A 17903-nucleotide genomic window follows, 5' to 3' on the forward strand; every position below is an offset into this window, starting at 1 on the left:
GTACGACGGACCATCTCTGCCCACAGATCCCTCTTGCCCAACAATCGGCGCGGCTAACTTCCCAGGATCTTGGCGGCGGCCGGGTAGCCGAGGAAGAGCATGAAGGCGGCACACATGACCAACTGGGCGACCAGCATGGACTGGGAGCGCTCGCCTGCTTTTCCTTCCACGTCAGCGAGTTCCTTGCGGCGCAGCGAGGCGGCGCGGGCGAGCAGCGAGGCGCGGATCTTGGCGCCCTCGTCGCCGGCCAGCGCGAGTGCGGAGGCCAGGTCGCGGAGCTCGTCGACGCCGAGGTCCTCGCCGAGCCGGGCCATCGCGTCCCATGGGGTGATACCGATCAGCCGGGCGTTCGCGAGTGCCTGCCGGATCCGGGCCATCGCCCAGTGGTCGCCGATCGTGGACGCGGTCATCAGCGCCTCCGGCAGGCCACGGCCGCCCGCCAGGTTCATCGCGACCAGGTCGAGGAAGCTGCCGACGACATGCCGGAAGTCACGTCGCCGTTCCTCCGCCTCCTGGCGCAGCGCCAGGTCGGGCAGGAAGAACGCGAATGCCATCGCGGCCAGCGTCACCACCGCCGGAGTCGCACCGGGGGCGGACAGGCCGAGCATCGCGAACAGGAACAGCACGATCGGGATGAAGACCATCGCCCCGAGCGCGAAGAACACTTTGGTCGCCAGCATCGCGGCGAACGGCTGGTTCATCACGGCGAGGTCCCGACGCAGCCGCCCGAACTTCCAGCCGCGCAGGTTGGCCTCGGCCTCGAGCCGCCGGCCCAGCGTTTCGCGGGCCTTGTCGACGCCGCCAAGCACCCGCTCGCCCGCCGCGCTGGCGGTCGAGGCGCTGGTGTAGCCGGACCGGCCCGCATCGATCCGCGCGATGGTGGACAGCACGTTGGCCGACGGCCTGATGAACATCCGCACCAGCAGGTAGACGCCCAACCCGACCAGACCACCCGTGACGAAAGGCCACGTCATCGGTTCACCACCTCCATCCGGTCGTCGCCGGCCCGGGTGGCCCGCTTGTCGTTGCCGCCGATCAGGAACCGCTCGGGCACCTCGATCTTGGCCAGCTTGCGCAGCCACACCAGCCCCACGGCGTACAGGGCGATGACGATGAAGAGCACGAACTGCCCGATGAAGCTGGTGTACGGCTCGACGTAGGCTCCGTTGAACAGCACCAGGACGGCGGCGACCAGCAACGTGATCGCGACGACCACCTGGACGCTTCGCCGGGTGGATCGCCGTTCGGCCGCGACCTTCCGGCGTACGTCGAGCTCCTCGCGGGCCGAGTCGGCCAGGGCGCTCAGCACCTCGCGCAGACCGGGGCCGCGCAGCCGGGCGTTCAGCACCAGGGCTGCGACGATCAGGTCGGCCGACGGGTCGTTCAGGTCGTCGGCGAACCGCATCAGGGCCGATGGCAACGGTTCGCGGATCCGCAGCCGGTCCACCAGCAGGTTCAGGCTGGGCTTGATCGCGGGCGCCGCGTTCACCGCGGTCGCGGGGATCGCCTGCTCCAGGCCGACCGCGCCGGCGATGGTGTCGCGCAACGCCTCGGTCCAGGTGGCCAGGGCTTCCAGCCGGTCGATCGCCCGGCGTTCCTCACCGGCACCGCCGAAGAACCGGTCCGCCAGCCCGGCCAGCAGGCCGAGCGCAACGGCCAGCACGAGCCAACGGGTGACCACCAGGACGAGCAGACCGACACCCACACCGGCAGCGAACCGGGTCAGCTGCTTGCGGCCGTCGGCGCTGCCACTGCGCTTGAACAGCGACGGAGTCTCGTCCTTCGGGACCGTGCCGCGGATCGCGATGATCAGCAGCAGAACCCCGCCACCGACCACCGCTCCGCTGAGCAGCGCCAGTAAGGCCTGATCACTCATCTCATGCCCACCGTCCGTGCACCAGCGGCTGGTAGCCGTAGTACTCCAGCTCGTCCATACAGGCAATCGGGGCGTGCGCCGCGGCGCGACCGTCGGTCCCCGGGGCGAACACTTCGCCGGACAGCACCCGGCCGTCCCAGCCGGTCACTTCGCGGACGCTCTCGACGTACCGGCTCATGGTGCCGCCTTGCTGGTAGTCGTTGACCTTGCGGACGAAGACGACGAAGTCGAGGGCTCCCGAGATCAGCATCTGGGTCGCCTCCATCGGCAGCCGCTCGGACGCCTGGATCGCGTACGTGCTGATCCGGTTGAACACCTCCATCGAGCTGTTCGAGTGGATCGTCGACAGCGAGCCGTCGTTGCCCTGGCTCATCGCGTTCAGCATGGTGACGATCTCGTCGCCGAGGACCTCACCGACGATGACCCGGGACGGGTTCATCCGCAGCGAGCGGCGGACCAGGTCGGCCATGCTCACCGCGCCGACGCCTTCGGAGTTCGGCAGCCGCTCCTCGAACGCGACCACGTTCGGGTGCAGCTCCTTGAACTCGCCGAGGCCGAGCTCGAGCGACCGCTCGACGGTGATCAACCGCTCGTGCGGCTGGATCTCGTTGGCCAGCGCCCGCAGCAGGGTCGTCTTCCCGGAGTTGGTCGCGCCCGCGATCATGATGTTCTTACGCGCCGCGACCGCCGCCCGCAGGAACGAGCCGAGGTCCTCCGACAAGGTGCCGTTGGCCACCAAGTCCTTCAGGAACACCCGGCCCAGCCGGGCCCGCCGGATCGAGACCGCGGGCCGCGCGGTCACACCCATCACGGCCGACAACCGGGAGCCGTCCGGCAGCCGCAGGTCGAGCTGCGGGTTGGCCGAGTCGAACGGCCGGCTGGTCAGACCCGCGTGCGCGGCCAGCACCTGGATCAGCTCGACCAGTTCCTCATCGCTTTCCGCGACCGGACCCGGGTACTCCTCGCGGCCGTCGCCGTACTGGACGAAGACCTGGTCGCAACCGTTGATGTCGATGTTCTCGACCTCGGGGTCGTCGATCAGCGGCTGCAACCGGCCGACGCCGAACAGCGCGGAGTGAATCGCGCCGGCGATCCGGGCGTCGTCGTCCGGCGTCGGCGGCGTCCGGCCCTCGGCCAGCTCGTACCGGGCGTGGTCCTCGAGCACCTGGACGATCAGCGAGCGCGCGTACTCCCGCTCGTCCTCGGCGCTCATCGGCGGGACGCCGTTCACCTGGTCGCGGCGGCGCTGCTCGTTCAGCCGCTCGGCGACCTGGACACGCAGTTTTCGGACCAACTCCTGATCGGTGGTCACCGCCGCCCCTCCCACTCACTCGGAGAGCCGGGCCCCTCCGAGCCGTATCCCATCTGCCCATCAGGGCTGTATCCGATTTGTCCCTCTGGGAAGGCAGCCTGCGCCATGTCGAACTCGTGCTGCATCGGCGAAGCGACCAGAGCGGCCATCTCGCCCGCGATGTCGCCCGCCGTCCGGATCAGCGCCGTACGATCCAGCCGGCCGTGGCCGCGACCGTCGAAGAAGGCGGCGCCGACCGGGTCGTACGCGAGGTGCCAGCGGTGCTGGATCTGCACCGACATCGCGTCCAGCACGGACCACACCTGCTTGACCCCGTCACGCCGCTTCGGGTCCGCGACGACCATCACGCCCAGCCGCGCGTCGACGTGGTGGATCAGGGTCGACAGCCGCTCCCGGAGATGTGCGACCGACGACCCGGTCGCAGTACAGACCAGTACGACGAGCCGGGCCGCCTGGATGACGGGCAGCTGCGGCGAAGAAGCCCCGATCCGGCCACAGTCGGCCAGTACGTCGGCGCTCTGCATCTGGTTGAAGGTAAGGCCGAGCGGTGACCACAGACCGCCCATACCGCCGACCTGCTCGGGCGCGCGGACACCGAGCATCACGTCCAGGCCGCCGTCGAGCTGCTGGCTGTGGGCCAGGATCACCTCGTCGCCGAGACCCTTCCGGCTGGCCGCGGCCAGGCTGACCAGACCGCGGTCGGAGTTGAGCGGCTGGCCGCCGGGCGCCGTCATCCGGATCGCCACGTCGCTGCCGGACGGGTCGCACTCGGCCAGCAGCACCTGCCGCGGCCAGAGCGCACCGAGCACCAGACTGGCCGTCGTGACCCCCGGCGAGCCCTTCGCGCTCGCCAACGCGACCAGCGCCATCAATTCCCCCCGGTACTGCGGGAGATCTCCGGCTTGGTCCCTCCGGACAGCTTCACCAGCACCAGCGTCTTCGCGGCAGCCGCCGCCGCGACCGCGGTCGACCGCTCCGTCGGCACCAGCACGGTGACGTTCAGGGTGGTGTTCGCGCTCGTCTTGGAGTCGGTGATGGCGCCCGCGCTACCGGTCACCTCGGCAGCGCCGACCAGTACCGCGGGAACGGCGCCGTCCTGGTTCGCGGCGGGGACACGGATCACCCGGACGATGTCGCCCGGCATGATCGGCTCGGACGGCGCGCGGCCGCTCTCCAGGCTCACGCCGACCAGCGCGCCGCCGGGCGGGATCGGCTGGGAGGTGAAGTTCTCCTTGGTGACGAACTGGCCCGGGTACAGCCAGGACGTCGTGTACTGGTCGACGAGCTTCTCAGCCTCGGACCACAGCACCAGCCCGCCCGTCGCCCCGGCCAGGTCGCCGCGGGCCAGGTCCTTCTTCTCGATCTTGTGCCCGGGCGCGATGGCCTCGTCGGAGATCGCGACGAAGTCCTGCCGGTCCCCGCTGCGCAGCGCGATCAGCGCGGAGCCGGCCGCACCGAGCAGGATCAGGATGACCGCGAGGGCAGCCAACGCGGGCCTGCGCTCACGGCCACTGGGGAGACGCGTGGAACCACTGACCGGCGTCTTGCCTGCTGCACGCGCGCCGGCTGCCGGGGGACGGTTGGAGAAGCTCACTGGCCTACCGTAATCGCCAGTAGGTGCCAACCGCTCGCCCAGGTCCACCCCGTGGCGTGGCTGTAACAGGCGCGACCGTCAGTGACCCGGCGCGGCGGCGGCAACTTGTTCCCTCTCCTCCGGAGTCAGCAACTCTATGAACGTCCCCGGCCCGCCGTACAGCTCGTCCAGGTAGGCGTAGAGGGCCTGCAACGCCTTACCGACCTCGGCCTGCCACTCTTCGGTCGCGGCCAGCGCGGCCGCCAGCCGCCGTCCCTCCACCAGCGTGACGGACGCGTTCACCGGCTGATCCAGCCGCGGATCCGCACCCACCGACGGATCAATCGGTACGCCGTCCACGTCGAGCTCGAGTGGTTCCGCCGACGCCGAGCGGCCCCGGATCCGCCGGATCAGGGCGGCCATCGCGGCCCGGTCCTGCTCCGGAAGCAACCGGTCGAACCCCGTCCCGCCGTACAGCTGGTCCAGGTACTCGGTGAGCGCGCCGAAGAGCTCCAGTCCGTCGTACTCCACCGTGGTGGTCGCGACGTGACGCAGTCGGGCGGTCAGGCTACGGGCTTGGGAAACGGTCCACGCTGATGGGGAAAGCTCGGCATTCATCGGGCCAAGCCTGTCATGGCGACCCCCGGGTGAGCGACAGAGGGGACCGTTTCCCAGACGTTACAGGTCAGTGAGCAACCGACTTCACATTGGGATCGTCAGTTTGTTGCCTGAGGGAACCCGAACGGTTACCTTGCGGTCACATTGCCGTCACACTGGATCGATGAGGAACGGGGGCCGCTTGTTGGAGACCACGACAAGGGCGCAGGCCGGGTCGCGCAGGATCCGGCCACCCGCGGAGGATCCGGGCAAGGCGCGACGGTCCGCCGGACCACCCGGTGAGGCGCCGCGAGGAACGTCTTCCCTGGAACCTGGTGGTCTCGGGCAGACGGAGTACGGCGAGAACCTGGTGGTCTCGTGAGTACGCCGATACAGCAGCAGTCGGAGGCCGACCTGCAAGCGCAGCAGACCCAGGCGGCGAGACGCGCCCGGGCGGTTCTCGGGGTCGCACTGGGTGTGGTCGCGCCTGAGGCGATCGCGCTGCAGGACGGCCGGGTCCGGCTGACGACCAGCGCGGACCTGCTGGAGCGGGACGCGATGGAGCGCCTCGACACCCGGCTGACCGAGTTGGCAGCGCGACAGGTGTCCGACGAACGACTCGTCGCCGACGCGGTCGCCCTGCTCGGCGCCGAGGTGGACCATGCCCGTGGCGGCTCGTCCCCGGCCGATGGAGCCACAGCCGCTCTGGACCAACTCCTCGACGTACCGAATCTGCCGCAGGCAACGGAGACCGAGGCACAAGCGCTACTCCGGAACGTCCTCGAGACCAACCGTTTGACCACCGAGTCGGCCACCCGCCGCCTCGCCGCGGAACGGGCCGCCCAGCGGGCCGCCGACCGCCCACCCCTGGTCGCCGACTCCATCCAGGCCGCGCAGGAGATCAAGCGCGAAGCCCAGGTCCTCACCCACCTCGCCGCTCCCCCGGCCCTCGTACGCCGAGGTGGTGGGCACCGTCGAGTGGGCGGCCGATCCTCCGGCCAGGGCCGCACGGCCGGGACGCGGGCGGAAGCGGGCCTGACCCGAGACGGCCGGCCCCAACCCAATCTCACCGAGGACGAGGCGCTCGACGCACTCCTCCAGGTCCAGCCCAACGACTTGTCCGGGGGCATCACCGCTCCCACGCAGAAGCTGGACCGCCCCAAGCTCGGCGTGGTCACCACAGCCCACGGTCCGCAGTACTTCCGGGTGGATGTCACCAACCCGCCGCCCCGACGCCTGGTGGCGCAGACGGACGTTCGCGCGGGCACCCTGGCCGACCCGCACGTCATCCACATCTCTCCTGGCGTCCCCAACGCCCAGCTCCCCCGCGTCTGGGCGAACCAGGTCAGCCGGACGCTGCAGCAGGTCGAGGCTCGGGCGGCCGCTCCCGCGAACATCTTCCGCCGGCTCCGCTCGGCCCTGAGCAACTTCCGCGGCCGTGACGCGACAGCGCAGTACGACGAGTTCCGGCTGCTGAGCAGGCAGTGGCGAGAGGAGCAGCTCCAGCCGGCCCCGGACGGCGACTGGCTGGCCGATCTGCAGCAGCAACTCCAGGGCCTCGCCACCGCGATCCAGCGGAAGCGGCAACCGGTCCCGACGTTGCCATGGACAACCGAAGCCCGGCATGTGATCGCGCCGGACCGCACCCTCATGACCCAGCCCGCGACCAACACGCCCGCCCATTTGAGGGAGCGCGTGCAGGCCGAGATCGCCGGACTGCAGAAGGCCGTCACCGAACTGGAGAAACGCGCTGCGGCCAAGCGGACCAGCGCGACCGCGGCAACGGCTCTGGCGGCGAAGACCATCACCGAGGCGGAGACCGAGGAGGGCCGCAAGGACTCGGCCGCCCCGGAACGCGGCCGCAAGCTCCGGGTGAGCGCGGCAAGCGCTACTGCGAAGGCGGAGCGGCACACCACGATCGCGGAGTCCTGCGACACCGCCGTACAACAGGCGAACGAAGCGATCGTCGCCTACCAGGCACTGCTCACCAAGCTGGACGAAGTCGAGTCCAGTGGGCAGCGGCCCGATCAGGACGTCGCCGTACTCGCGCAGACGGCCGCGGACAAGGTGGAGGCGTACCGCGGCGGCGTGGAAGCCACACTGCCGTCAAAGGAGGTGCAGCACGCGGTCATCACGTCCGGGCGGCTCCCCCACCTCGCCGCGCTGACCCGCGAACTCAACCAGGCGCTCGCAGACAAGAAGCACCCCTTCCGCTTCACTCCGGAAGTGCTGCATCGGCGGCTGCGTGCGGAGACCCGGCGGATGCTGTCGCCGGACGGCGTGGTCATCACAGTCGGGAACGATCCGCGCGCTGACGTGTCCGAGCTGACCCAGTTCAAGCTCCACCTGCGTCCGGGAGAGCTGAGCGAAGTACTGGACTCGCCGATCACCTTCGACGAGGGCATGCTCGGTCAGCTCGAGCAAGGCGGCTACAGTCTCTCGACCACGGCCACGGACACCCTCACCTACAACGGTGGGTTCGGCCTCAAGGCCGTGATGGCCGTCTTCCCGGACCCGGCCCTGCTGGCGGTCTCGCAGGTCGTCAACCCAGGTCTCGAGTACGCCGTCGGCCAGAGCCACTCGGTCAGCGGCAACGCAACGGAGTACGGACTCGGTGGAGGGGTCGAGCTGCTCAACGGCGAGATCCTCCGGTACCGGAGCGAGACGCCGAGCTGGAGCTGGCAGATGCGGACCTCGGCCGTCGCCGGCTGGTCCGACAAGCAGGTCGTCGACATGGGCGATCCGCACGACAACAGCCACTTGGACGTCGGGGTCGGGCACACGTACACGGTCCCGCCGCCGACCGACACGGTCACCCTCGAGCAGCTCGGCCTGGCCGCCGAACGCGAGACCGAGCTGCCCGAGCACGTCGCCTCCCGGGTCGACGGGCTCAACGACATGGCCGACGAGGCGGTCGCCGGACTGGCGGCGAGGTTGGACGGCCTGGACCGGGTCGGGCACGACCAACTCCGCGGCCTGCTGATCGAGGACGCGCCGAGCCGGCTGGACGAGACGACCAAACCGGGCGGGATCGGGCGGCTGATCAGCAAGGGCGGCCGGCCGGTCGCGTATGCCCAGCTGGAGACGTTCGTCGAGCTGGAGGAAGTCGAGCTGCTCAGCGACAGCTCGCCGGATCACAAGATCGAGCGGCTCCGGGTCGGATTCTCCGGCGCCTCCGGCGGCCAGGCCTTCAACGCCAACAGCGCCACCGCCGCGACCATCGGCTACGGCGGCACCGCGCTCAACGACCTCGGCAACTCGACGGTCGACTTCGGGCCGACCGTCAAGGCCGGCCGGAACGTGTCCCGTGAGGACAGCCTGAACGTCAGTGACGTGGCGATCCACCCGAGCGTGCAGCGGACCGAGCGGACCGTCGGCTACAAGATCCACCTCCGGCACCGGCTCACCATCCACCGGCTCGACAAGGACGAGTCGTTCACCGTCGACGGCAAGGGCGACGCCGTACTGCGGATGCCGGCCAACGCCGCGTTCCGGTACGGCCTGCCGATCCCGAAGAAGGAACTCGTCCTCGACGCCGACGACCGGATCCAGCGCGGTCTCGACGGCCGGGTCCTCACCAAGGGCGACCCGCAACCGACCGAGGAGGTGCTGAAGCCGCCGGTCTGGATGGGCGACGGCAAAGGCCAGCTCCGCGGCGCCGGGGCGGCCCTGGTCCAGGAGCTGAAGGGCGCCGACCCGGCCTACAAGGCGTTCGTGCGGCACCTCAGCGAGCAGGGCATGGTGCCGCCGCTGGACGCCAAGTTCCGGCCCGTGATGAAGGAGTTGCGGGGCAAGGATCCGGCCCTGGTCGCGAGCCAGTTGGAGAACTTCGAGCGAGTCGGCCAGCAGGTCGCCCGGCACCGGCTGGAGACCGGTTACGACCTGGCCTGTCAGGGTGGCGTGGAGTTCGCGCTGACCAAGCACCGGACCGGTCACCCGCCTCAGGAGCACACCTTCCGGATCCACCTCGAGCAGGACGTGAAGCGGGCCAAGCCACTCGGCCTGAACACGTCGCAGACCGCGACCAACCTGCACATCGGGTCGAACACCACGGTCCGGTCCCGCAGCCGCTCGAAGGGTCTGCCCTGGCTGGCCCGGTTCGGCTTCAGCGACAAACCAGACAAGAACGAGGCGGGCAGTACGCCGGACGCCGGCCCCACCTACGGGCGGTCGTCGCTCGGCCGGTTCTTCGCCTGGGCGACTGGCAGCACGGTCAACGACGTGTCGCTGACCGAGAGCACCGCGCCGCTGGCGGAGTTCGAGATCCCGCACAAGCTGACCATCACCGAGGTGTTCCCCGACGGTGACTCGGAGCCGATCGTCGAGGTCGACGGCAGCGCCCGGGTCTCGATCGACAGCGAGTTCTGCGATCGGGGCGAGCGGCAGGTGGTCGCGATGGCCGGCGAGGTCGCGCCGTCGATCCTGCAGACCGCCACCTGGCAGCACGTCGACATGGGCGATCCGGTGCCGCGGATCCTGGACCAGCTGCCCGCGGCGGCCCGGACCGACTCCACCGCCCGCCAGCATCTCAACGCCCTGCTGAACTCGCGGAACCTGTGCGCTCACCCCGAACTGCTGACCGCGCAGTACGGCACCGGCTTCGCGATCAGCCCGATGCCGTCGAACGTCGAGCAGGCCATCGCCCAGCGCGGCCTGCGACCGAGGCAGGCCAGCGTGAACCTGACCGCCCGGGTCGAGAACCTCCGGTACGTCGGCAGCGGGCACCCGGTGATCGGCGACATCAACCTGACCCTCGGCAGCTCGAGCTTCACCGCGGGCAGCTCCTCCGGTCAGAACATCGGCATCGGCGGCGGCTCCGGTGCGGTCGAGACCGACGGCGACGGCTGGAACGCGACGGCCGGCCTCGCACGCGCGAGCAGTACGTCGGCCGCCAGCACCGAGACCACGATCGGCGGAGTCGAGCGGCTCAACATCAAGGACGGCCAGCACTACCAGTTCGTCGGCGACCTGATCCTGGTCGCCGAGATCAAGGCCGCCGGACTCGCCGAGCCAAAGACGATCGAACTGCCGGACGGCGCGGTCATGCTCACCATGCCGGAACGGGACGCGCTCCAGCACTACGGCATGAACAAGGACTTCCACCTGCCGCTGGAGAAGGTGTCCGACGCGGTCGAGCGGCTGCTGGACGGGAACCTGAGCCTGGATCGTCGAACCACTTCGGCCCTGCTCCGGCGGTACCAGCAGGAGAAGGCCGGGGTGACCGGCGGCCTGGCCGAAGGGCACACCACCGAGCGGCTGCGGGACAAGCTGCACGAGATCGTCAAGGTGACCAAGCCCGACGCCCGGCCGGCGAACTTCGAGCAGGTAGCGGCCGACGCGGAGAAGATCGCCAAGGAGCGGGTCGAGGCCCGGCTGCCCGACCACTACCGGACCACCATGGGCGCCGCATTGATCGCTCGCGACGAGTTCGTCAACGCCGACGGCGAGAAGACCGAGATGCTGGCCGAGGTCCGGGCCGCGATCGCCGACCGGGTCCCGGACGCACTGCTGGATCCCGCGGTGGCCGAGGCATTGCGCAGCGAACTGGGCGGCACCCGCTGGCGCGGTCACATCGACGACATCCTCGACCCGGCCGGGTACACGATCGACTACCCGTTCGGCGACCGCGCCCCGGAGATGCCGCCGCCGCGCAATCTCCAGGTCCGGATCCGGATCGTGTACGACGGTCCGCCCAGCACCGATGGGGCGAAAGACGACCCGGCGGCCGGCAAGACCGAGAACAACTTCAACATCGTCCAGGGGTACGACTACACCGAGGAGGGCCGCAGCGCGACCACGACGGTCGGCTACGGCGCCAACGTCGGCGGCGAGCTGACCCAGGGCGATGCCGGGTCGGCCGGGTTGAGCACCGAGGCGAGCACCTCGCAGACCGCGAGCAGCACCGAGCAGAACACCCGGATGAGCCGCGCGCTCTGGCAGCGGACGAAGAGCGTCGAGCGCGGCTTCCGGCTGGTGATCGACGTCGACGAGCCGCCGGTGGTCGGCGCCGACACGAAGGGCGTACTGCGTCAGCGGATGGCGCAGCGCAGTACCGACCAGAAGCCGCCGCTACGCCGTGAGGCTGCCGGCAAGTTGACCTTGTCGGTGCCCAGCTCCGACATCAATCCGCCCGATGTGGTCCGTCCGGAAGCTGTGGACCACCGCACGGTCCCGCTGCCGAACTACTACTTCCTTCGCGGCATCCAGTTGCACGACGCGGACGGTCAACTGCCTGACGAGGGGCAGACGATCGAGGACCAGAACTACGACGACGAACTGGTCAAGGCCGCGTGCGCCGGGCTCGGACAGCGCGACATGCTGACGGCGGCCGGCGTACAGCTGCACAAGGCGACACTGCGCAAGCAGTTGTCGGCCGCAACCCGGCGGATCGCGTTCGAGCGGGCGGATGGCGAGGGTAGTCCGTGGACCACCGCCCTGCCGGTCCCGGGGCACGGATCGCGGGCGGTGTCGGTGCGGTTGCGTGCGGATCTGTCCGGTCTGCAGGTGATCTCGGATCCGGCCGCCGGTGACAAGGGCCAGCTCGGTGAGGTCAATCGTGAGCAGGGCATCACCCAGACCACGACGAAGAGCACCAAGCTGCTGCCGACCAGTAAGACCATCGGCGGCAAGGACCCGGTCACCGGCATCAAGGGAGGCGTCTCCTTCGGCGAGCAGGTCAGCGAGAAGGACACCGACACCACCGGCAATCGGAACGAGACCAGCAGCTTCGAGTCCGGCGAACTGGTCACCGTGGAACTACAGGTCAACTTCCACCTCGACGTACGGCGGCTGAAGTACGACCGGCACAACCAGGCCACCGTGACCAAGGAGCGGACGATCGACAACGCGGCCACAGGTGTCGCGACGCTGACGATGTTCCGGCACGAGCTGGAGGCGATCCAGGCGCGGATGGAGGCGGGACTGCCGCCGCTGCAGGGCTGGGATCCGTCCCGGATCGCGGAGGCGACCCGTCGGGTCCCCGAGCGGCGGGTCAGCGGCCACGAGGTGGTCCCTACCGACAGTGGCGCCGAGGAGCTGCACCCGTACCGGCCGATGGTGGCCGCGCTCGCCCAGGCCCGGCGGGAGAACGTGACGGTGGTGCTGACCATGCACCAGAAGGATGGGACCAAGCAGATCTACCGGGCGAAGCCGGACGGCACGATGACCGGCAAGGACGACAACGGATTCGGCGCGGCGTTCGCCACGTTGCATCCGCAGCTCGCGGTGCTGGCCGAAGGCCGAGTCAACCTGCGGGAGCTGTACGACGAGGGCGGGCACAACGGGCGGTTCACCGGTACGGTGGTGAAAGCCTTGCAGGACAAAGACATTCCAGCCTCGGCCCTGACTCAGCTGGACCATACGCTGTCTGCGGCAAAGGCCGACGAGGCCGAGGCGGCCCGGCCGGACGGCGCCAAGCAGCACGTCGGTCGGAACGCAGCTGGTAAGGCCGGGACCGGGATAGGGGTGCAGTGAGCGAGTACGACCCGAAGTACGCGATCGCGCGGACTGGTGACGAGACCCTGCTCTACCTGGAGTTGCATCCGTGCGAGGACTGCGGCTCGATCGACATCCCGTGGGAGCACGGGCTGACCGATGACGACGGCGAGCTGGTGATCAGCTACACCGGGACGTGCGCGAACTGCGGTGCGGAACGCGAGTACCTCTTCGGTCTGCCCGAGCAGGAGTCGGTCGGCCCGTTCCCTCACTTCGGCGGCGCCGAACCATCGGAGCTGATCGACGCCGGACAGTGGTTGGGGGTGGCCGACCAGGCAGCCGGATCCGTGCCCGCCGACGAGGACCTGGATGAGGAGGCGGCCGTCGTACTGCGGGTCGCGCGGGCCGCGGTCGAGGAAGTGATCAAGTTCGTCCCGGCCGGTGCTGAGATTGTTCCGGACGAGGCGTTCTGGACGTCGGAGGGTCGGCAGCTCCGGGACGCGGAACCGGGTAGGTTCCGGCTGGAGCGACTGCTCGTCGTCAGAGACAGCTACAGCCATACAGGAGCGAATTGATGCTGACCGCACGGACCCTGGCCGAGGCACAGGTCTACCTGAGCGTGCTCGCCGCCGCGGACGACGCGCCGGATGCGAGTACGCCGCCGGGGACCACCCGGACCGAGGGCGAGTCGAGCTGGACGATCAGCTCATCGGTCGGCGATGTCGAGGTGCCGTTCCGGACCGAGGACGAGGCCCGCAAGCTCGGCGAACGGTTCGGCCTCGGTGTCTCCCTGCTGCTCGACGCCGGCGACTGGGTGCAGCTGGCCTCGGTCTGGGCCCAGCGTGCGCTCGACGCGGACCTGGAGTACACCGGTCAGCCCGGGCAGAGCCGCGAGCGGGTCGAGGTCAACTGGGAGTTCGCCCGCGACGGGATGGCGGAGGCGCTGAAGTTCCTGCCGGAGGGCGCCGACGCGATCCCCGCCGACGCGTTCTGGACCGAGCTCGGCGTCCGCACCTACGAGCGCAACCCGGAGCTGTTCACCCGGGCCAAGCTCACCGAGGACTACGAGTACTACCGCGACACCCTCGCCGACTTCCGCTCGTTATACGGCCGGCCCTGATCACGCTCCACCCGAGGACGGCGTACAGGATCATCCCCCGGCGTGGGGGCCGGCGGCCCGGTATCAGTCCGGATCGGTGATCTCGATCCGGATCGCTCGGGCGTCGATTCCGGCCTGCTCCAGTACTTTCTGCTTCGGGTCGGGCACGCCCAGGAAAGGCGGATGGACGAGGAGGCGAAGGTCCTTCAGCCGAGGGTCCTCCAGCACGGTGTCGATGGCCTTTCGATCGCCGCCGCAGACGAGGACGTCGAGGTGGGCGGGCGCCAGGATCCGTACGGCGACCTCCGTGGCCGCCGCGAACGCCTCGCGCGCCTGGTTGTCGCGCCGCCGGGCAAACCGCTGCTGCGACCACCCACCGGCCTTCGTGGTCCCCTGAACATGCCGCGACCCGACCTTGGAGTCGACCAGCCTGGTCCCGGCGAACACACCAGCGCCATAACCACCACGCCGTACCAGCAACACCCCAAGCCGCCGCTCGGCCAAAACATGCGCGATCAACCCGTCCCGCGTGAGGTCGTGCAGCGGCCCGAACGGCACGTCGATCTCCGCCCGCGATCCGTCCTCCGCCGACGCGGTGAACCGCATCGGCCTCACGTCGTACGAGACGTCACCATGACGCTCGCCGAACCCGGCCAACCACCGCTCAAGCCGCTCCGGCGCCACCGACACAATCCGAGTCACCCACCGACGCTAACGCCAACCCCGTTCGGCCAGGGGCATAGACACCATTCCGGGACCTCGCACCACATCCCAGGACCTCGCACCACATCCCAGGACCTCGGACAACGGACGACAGCCGGGGACCTCCCACAACATTCGGGGACCTCGGACACCATTCGGGGACCTCGCACAGCAGAGACCTCGGACAACATCTGGGGAGGTCGGTCACCATGTGGGGACTTCGGACAGGTCATTTTCCTGTCCGAAGTCCCCGCTTCTTGGTCACGGTCCCGCCGTCCCGGCCGCCCAAGGCGTTCACGGTGTCGCCTTGAGCACCCGCCAGTCACACTTCGGGCCATAACACGACTGGACGGTGCTCAAGGTCGCCGAACTCAGTCCCGGGCGTGCGTAAGCCCGGGCCACCTGACCCGGGCTTTGCGAAATGGTGACGCTCAGACGTTGAAGCCGAGTGCGCGGAGTTGGTCGCGGCCGTCGTCGGTGATCTTCTCGGGGCCCCACGGCGGCATCCAGACCCAGTTGATCCGGAAGTCGTTGACCAGGCCGTCCAGTGCCATCCGGGTCTGGTCCTCGATCACGTCGGTCAGCGGGCAGGCCGCCGACGTCAGGGTCATGTCGATGATCGCGGTGCTGGTGTCGTCGACCGTGATGCCGTAGATCAGGCCGAGGTCGACCACGTTGATCCCGAGCTCGGGGTCGACGACGTCCTTCAGCGCCTCGTTCACGTCTTCCACGGCCGCCGGCGTCGTGCCAGCCGTGCCGTTCGCAGCGGCCTCGAGGTCGACCTCGGGCAACTCGATCTTCTCGTCGGTCTGGTCAGGCATTGTGGACTCCTTCTTTCGTGGCCAGCGCCTGGGCGGTCGCGTCCCGCCAGGCCGACCAGCCCAGCAGCGCGCACTTCACCCGGGCCGGGAACTGCGCGACACCCGCGAAGGCGACGCCATCTTCCAGAACCTCTTCGTCCGGTTCGACATTCCCCCGGCCCTGCATCAGCTCGAGGAACTTCTCGTACGTCGCCATCCCGTCGGCGACCGGTTTGCCGATCACCAGGTCGCTCATCACCGAGGTGGACGCCTGGCTGATCGAACAGCCGACACTGTCGTGCGTCACCGCGGTCACCACGTCGCCGTCCAGCTCGACGCGCAGGGTGACCTCGTCCCCGCAGGACGGGTTCACGTGGTGCACCTCGACGTCGTACGGCTCCGCGAGGCCCGAGTGGTGTGGGCTGCGGTAGTGGTCCAGGATGATCTCCTGGTACAGCGAATCCAGCTGCATCAAGCCACCTTGAAGAATGAACGGACGAAGCCGAGGCCGTCGACAAGCGCGTCGATCTCCTCCGGCGTCGTGTACAGGTAGAAGGACGCCCGCGTCGAGGACTGTACGCCGAACCGCTCGTGCACCGGCCGCGCACAGTGATGCCCGGCCCGTACTGCGATTCCGCGGGTGTCCAGCACGGTCGCCACATCGTGCGGGTGAACCCCATCGAGCTCGAAGCTGATGGCCCCACCCCGGTCGACCGCCTCGGCCGGACCGAGAATCGTCACCCCGGGAACAGTCTTCAGACCCTTCAACGCGTACGCCGTGATGGCGTGCTCGTGGGCGGCGATCTTGTCCATCCCGATCCCGGACAGGTAGTCCAGGGCCGCACCGAGCCCGACCGCCTGGGCGATCGGCGGCGTCCCGGCCTCGAACCGGGCCGGCGGCGGCGCGTACGTCGAGCCGGTCATCCGGACGATCTCGATCATCTCTCCCCCACCGAGGAACGGCGGCAGCGAGGCGAGCAGGTCGTACCGGCCCCAGAGCACGCCGACCCCGGTCGGCCCGGTGACCTTGTGGCCGGTGAAGGCGAGCAGGTCCGCGCCCAGCGTCGACACGTCGACGCGCAGCTGCGGCACGGCCTGGGAGGCGTCCACCACCACGGTCGCGCCGACGGCGTGTGCCTTGGCCGCGATCTCGGTGATCGGGTTGATCGTGCCGAGGGCGTTCGAGACCCAGGTCAGCGCGACGACCTTGGTCCGCTCGGTGATGAGCTCCTCGATATTGCTCAGGTCGAGCCGGCCCTCGTCGGTCACGCCGAACCACTTCAGCGTCGCGCCGGTCCGCTCACAGGCGAGCTGCCACGGGACGATGTTGCTGTGGTGCTCCATCTCCGTGATCACCACCTCGTCGCCCGGCTTCAGCGAGGCGCCGAGGGTGTGCGCGGCCAGGTTGAGCGCCTCGGAGGCGTTCTTGGTGAAGACGATCTCGTCGGAGTTGGTCGCCCCGATGAACGCGGCCACCTTGTCCCGGCCACCCTCGTACGCCGCGGTCGCCTCAGCGCCGAGTTGGTGCATGGCCCGGGCGACGTTCGCGTTGTGGATGAGGTAGTGGTCCTCGATGGCCTGGACCACCTGGCGCGGCTTCTGCGACGAGTTCGCCGAGTCCAGGTAGACCAAGGGGAAACCGCCCGCAAGTTCGCGGGACAGGATCGGGAAGTCAGCCCGGACCGACTGCAGGTCCAGGGGACTGCTGAACGTGGTCCGGGTGGTGGTCATGACTTGGCGCCTGCCTTCACGAACCGCTCGTAGCCGTTGGCCTCGAGCTCCTCGGCCAGCTCCGGTCCGCCCTCCTCGGCGATCCGGCCGTCGACGAATACGTGCACGAAGTCCGGGTGGATGTAGCGCAGGATCCGGGTGTAGTGAGTGATCAGCAGGACACCCTTGTCACCCTGTTCGGCGAACCGGTTGACGCCGGTGGAGACGATCTTCAGCGCGTCGATGTCGAGGCCGGAGTCGGTCTCGTCGAGGATCGCGATCTTCGGGTTCAGCAGTTCCAGCTGGACGATCTCGTGACGCTTCTTCTCGCCACCGGAGAAGCCCTCGTTCACGTTGCGCTGGCCGAAGTCCGCGTCCATCTCTAGGTCGGACAGCGCCTTGTTGACGTCCTTGACCCAGGTGCGCAGCTTCGGGGCCTCGCCGTCGATCGCGGTCTTGGCGGTCCGCAGGAAGTTCGACACCGACACACCGGGCACCTCGACCGGGTACTGCATGGCCAGGAACAGGCCGGCCCGGGCGCGCTCGTCGACCTTCATGGCGAGGACGTCCTCACCGTCCAACGTCACTGTTCCGGAGGTGATGTTGTACTTCGGGTGGCCGGCGATCGAGTACGCCAGCGTGGACTTGCCGGAACCGTTCGGGCCCATGATCGCATGCGTCTGACCACCGGCGATGGTCAGGTCGACGCCGCGCAGGATCTCCTTCGGGCCGTTCTCGGTGTCAACCGACACGTGCAGGTCGCGGATCTCGAGTGTCGCCATGAGGTTCTTCTATCTCCG

At 69.2% G+C, this 17903-nt stretch carries 15 protein-coding genes; 4 read left to right on the top strand and 11 right to left on the bottom strand.

From position 1 onward, the window contains the following. Positions 1-53: 53 nt before the first annotated feature. From EV643_RS18175 to EV643_RS18200, 6 genes are all read right to left on the bottom strand, one after another. Complete coding sequence (locus tag EV643_RS18175) at positions 54-974, bottom strand: type II secretion system F family protein (protein WP_133801272.1); 921 nt, start codon at positions 972-974, stop codon at positions 54-56. Continuing rightward, positions 971-1876, bottom strand: coding sequence for a type II secretion system F family protein (locus EV643_RS18180; protein ID WP_133801273.1), 906 nt, complete (start codon positions 1874-1876; stop codon positions 971-973). Before EV643_RS18180 ends, EV643_RS18175 begins: the two co-directional genes overlap by 4 nt. A 1-nt stretch (position 1877) precedes the next feature. After that, on the bottom strand, positions 1878-3188 hold the full coding sequence (locus EV643_RS18185) for a TadA family conjugal transfer-associated ATPase (protein ID WP_133801274.1): 1311 nt from the start codon (positions 3186-3188) through the stop codon (positions 1878-1880). Beyond that, positions 3185-4057, bottom strand: coding sequence for a CpaE/TadZ family protein (locus EV643_RS18190; protein ID WP_133801275.1), 873 nt, complete (start codon positions 4055-4057; stop codon positions 3185-3187). Before EV643_RS18190 ends, EV643_RS18185 begins: the two co-directional genes overlap by 4 nt. Further along, entirely contained in the window at positions 4057-4782 is a 726-nt protein-coding gene (locus tag EV643_RS18195; RefSeq protein WP_133801276.1) for a hypothetical protein, read from the bottom strand. The genes EV643_RS18190 and EV643_RS18195 overlap by 1 nt, the downstream gene beginning before the upstream one ends. Positions 4783-4860: 78 nt before the next feature. Next, positions 4861-5379, bottom strand: a complete 519-nt coding sequence (locus EV643_RS18200) for a hypothetical protein (protein WP_133801277.1) — start codon at positions 5377-5379, stop codon at positions 4861-4863. Positions 5380-5542: 163 nt separating this feature from the next. Between EV643_RS18200 and EV643_RS18205 the strand changes: the two genes are divergently transcribed. The 4 genes from EV643_RS18205 to EV643_RS18220 are packed head-to-tail and all read left to right on the top strand — an operon-like array spanning position 5543 to position 13912. Then, positions 5543-5740 (top strand): hypothetical protein, encoded by a 198-nt coding sequence (locus tag EV643_RS18205; RefSeq protein WP_133801278.1) that lies wholly within the window; start codon positions 5543-5545, stop codon positions 5738-5740. After that, a complete protein-coding gene (locus EV643_RS18210; protein WP_133801279.1) occupies positions 5737-12831 on the top strand; it encodes a hypothetical protein in 7095 nt (2364 codons plus the stop codon). Before EV643_RS18205 ends, EV643_RS18210 begins: the two co-directional genes overlap by 4 nt. Next, complete coding sequence (locus tag EV643_RS18215; protein WP_133801280.1) at positions 12828-13367, top strand: hypothetical protein; 540 nt, start codon at positions 12828-12830, stop codon at positions 13365-13367. Before EV643_RS18210 ends, EV643_RS18215 begins: the two co-directional genes overlap by 4 nt. Continuing rightward, entirely contained in the window at positions 13367-13912 is a 546-nt protein-coding gene (locus EV643_RS18220) for a hypothetical protein (protein WP_133801281.1), read from the top strand. Before EV643_RS18215 ends, EV643_RS18220 begins: the two co-directional genes overlap by 1 nt. 63 nt (positions 13913-13975) lie before the next feature. On the opposite strand, the gene EV643_RS18225 is transcribed toward EV643_RS18220, so the two are convergent. The 5 genes from EV643_RS18225 to sufC all read right to left on the bottom strand — a co-directional run bounded on the left by EV643_RS18225 (position 13976) and on the right by sufC (position 17885). After that, positions 13976-14593, bottom strand: a complete 618-nt coding sequence (locus tag EV643_RS18225) for an acVLRF1 family peptidyl-tRNA hydrolase (RefSeq protein WP_202869606.1) — start codon at positions 14591-14593, stop codon at positions 13976-13978. 431 nt (positions 14594-15024) lie between these two features. Continuing rightward, positions 15025-15414: a metal-sulfur cluster assembly factor gene (locus tag EV643_RS18230; protein ID WP_133801282.1), complete on the bottom strand. Its 390-nt coding sequence runs from the start codon at positions 15412-15414 to the stop codon at positions 15025-15027. After that, entirely contained in the window at positions 15407-15865 is a 459-nt protein-coding gene (gene sufU, locus EV643_RS18235) for a Fe-S cluster assembly sulfur transfer protein SufU (RefSeq protein ID WP_133801283.1), read from the bottom strand. The genes EV643_RS18230 and sufU overlap by 8 nt, the downstream gene beginning before the upstream one ends. After that, positions 15865-17124: a cysteine desulfurase gene (locus EV643_RS18240; protein ID WP_133801284.1), complete on the bottom strand. Its 1260-nt coding sequence runs from the start codon at positions 17122-17124 to the stop codon at positions 15865-15867. Before EV643_RS18240 ends, sufU begins: the two co-directional genes overlap by 1 nt. Continuing rightward, positions 17121-17885: a Fe-S cluster assembly ATPase SufC gene (sufC, locus tag EV643_RS18245; RefSeq protein ID WP_133801285.1), complete on the bottom strand. Its 765-nt coding sequence runs from the start codon at positions 17883-17885 to the stop codon at positions 17121-17123. Before sufC ends, EV643_RS18240 begins: the two co-directional genes overlap by 4 nt. Between the last annotated feature and the right edge of the window lie 18 nt (positions 17886-17903).

Origin of the sequence: Kribbella caucasensis, assembly GCF_004361855.1 — a bacterium.
Taxonomy (GTDB): domain Bacteria; phylum Actinomycetota; class Actinomycetes; order Propionibacteriales; family Kribbellaceae; genus Kribbella; species Kribbella caucasensis.

Coding starts and splice junctions, on each gene's coding strand:
- EV643_RS18175 (WP_133801272.1), bottom strand. CDS start 974: ATGACGTGGCCTTTCGTCACGGGTGGTCTGGTCGGGTTGGGCGTCTAC.
- EV643_RS18180 (WP_133801273.1), bottom strand. CDS start 1,876: ATGAGTGATCAGGCCTTACTGGCGCTGCTCAGCGGAGCGGTGGTCGGT.
- EV643_RS18190 (WP_133801275.1), bottom strand. CDS start 4,057: ATGGCGCTGGTCGCGTTGGCGAGCGCGAAGGGCTCGCCGGGGGTCACG.
- EV643_RS18200 (WP_133801277.1), bottom strand. CDS start 5,379: ATGAATGCCGAGCTTTCCCCATCAGCGTGGACCGTTTCCCAAGCCCGT.
- EV643_RS18205 (WP_133801278.1), top strand. CDS start 5,543: ATGAGGAACGGGGGCCGCTTGTTGGAGACCACGACAAGGGCGCAGGCC.
- EV643_RS18220 (WP_133801281.1), top strand. CDS start 13,367: ATGCTGACCGCACGGACCCTGGCCGAGGCACAGGTCTACCTGAGCGTG.
- EV643_RS18230 (WP_133801282.1), bottom strand. CDS start 15,414: ATGCCTGACCAGACCGACGAGAAGATCGAGTTGCCCGAGGTCGACCTC.
- sufU (WP_133801283.1), bottom strand. CDS start 15,865: ATGCAGCTGGATTCGCTGTACCAGGAGATCATCCTGGACCACTACCGC.
- EV643_RS18240 (WP_133801284.1), bottom strand. CDS start 17,124: ATGACCACCACCCGGACCACGTTCAGCAGTCCCCTGGACCTGCAGTCG.
- sufC (WP_133801285.1), bottom strand. CDS start 17,885: ATGGCGACACTCGAGATCCGCGACCTGCACGTGTCGGTTGACACCGAG.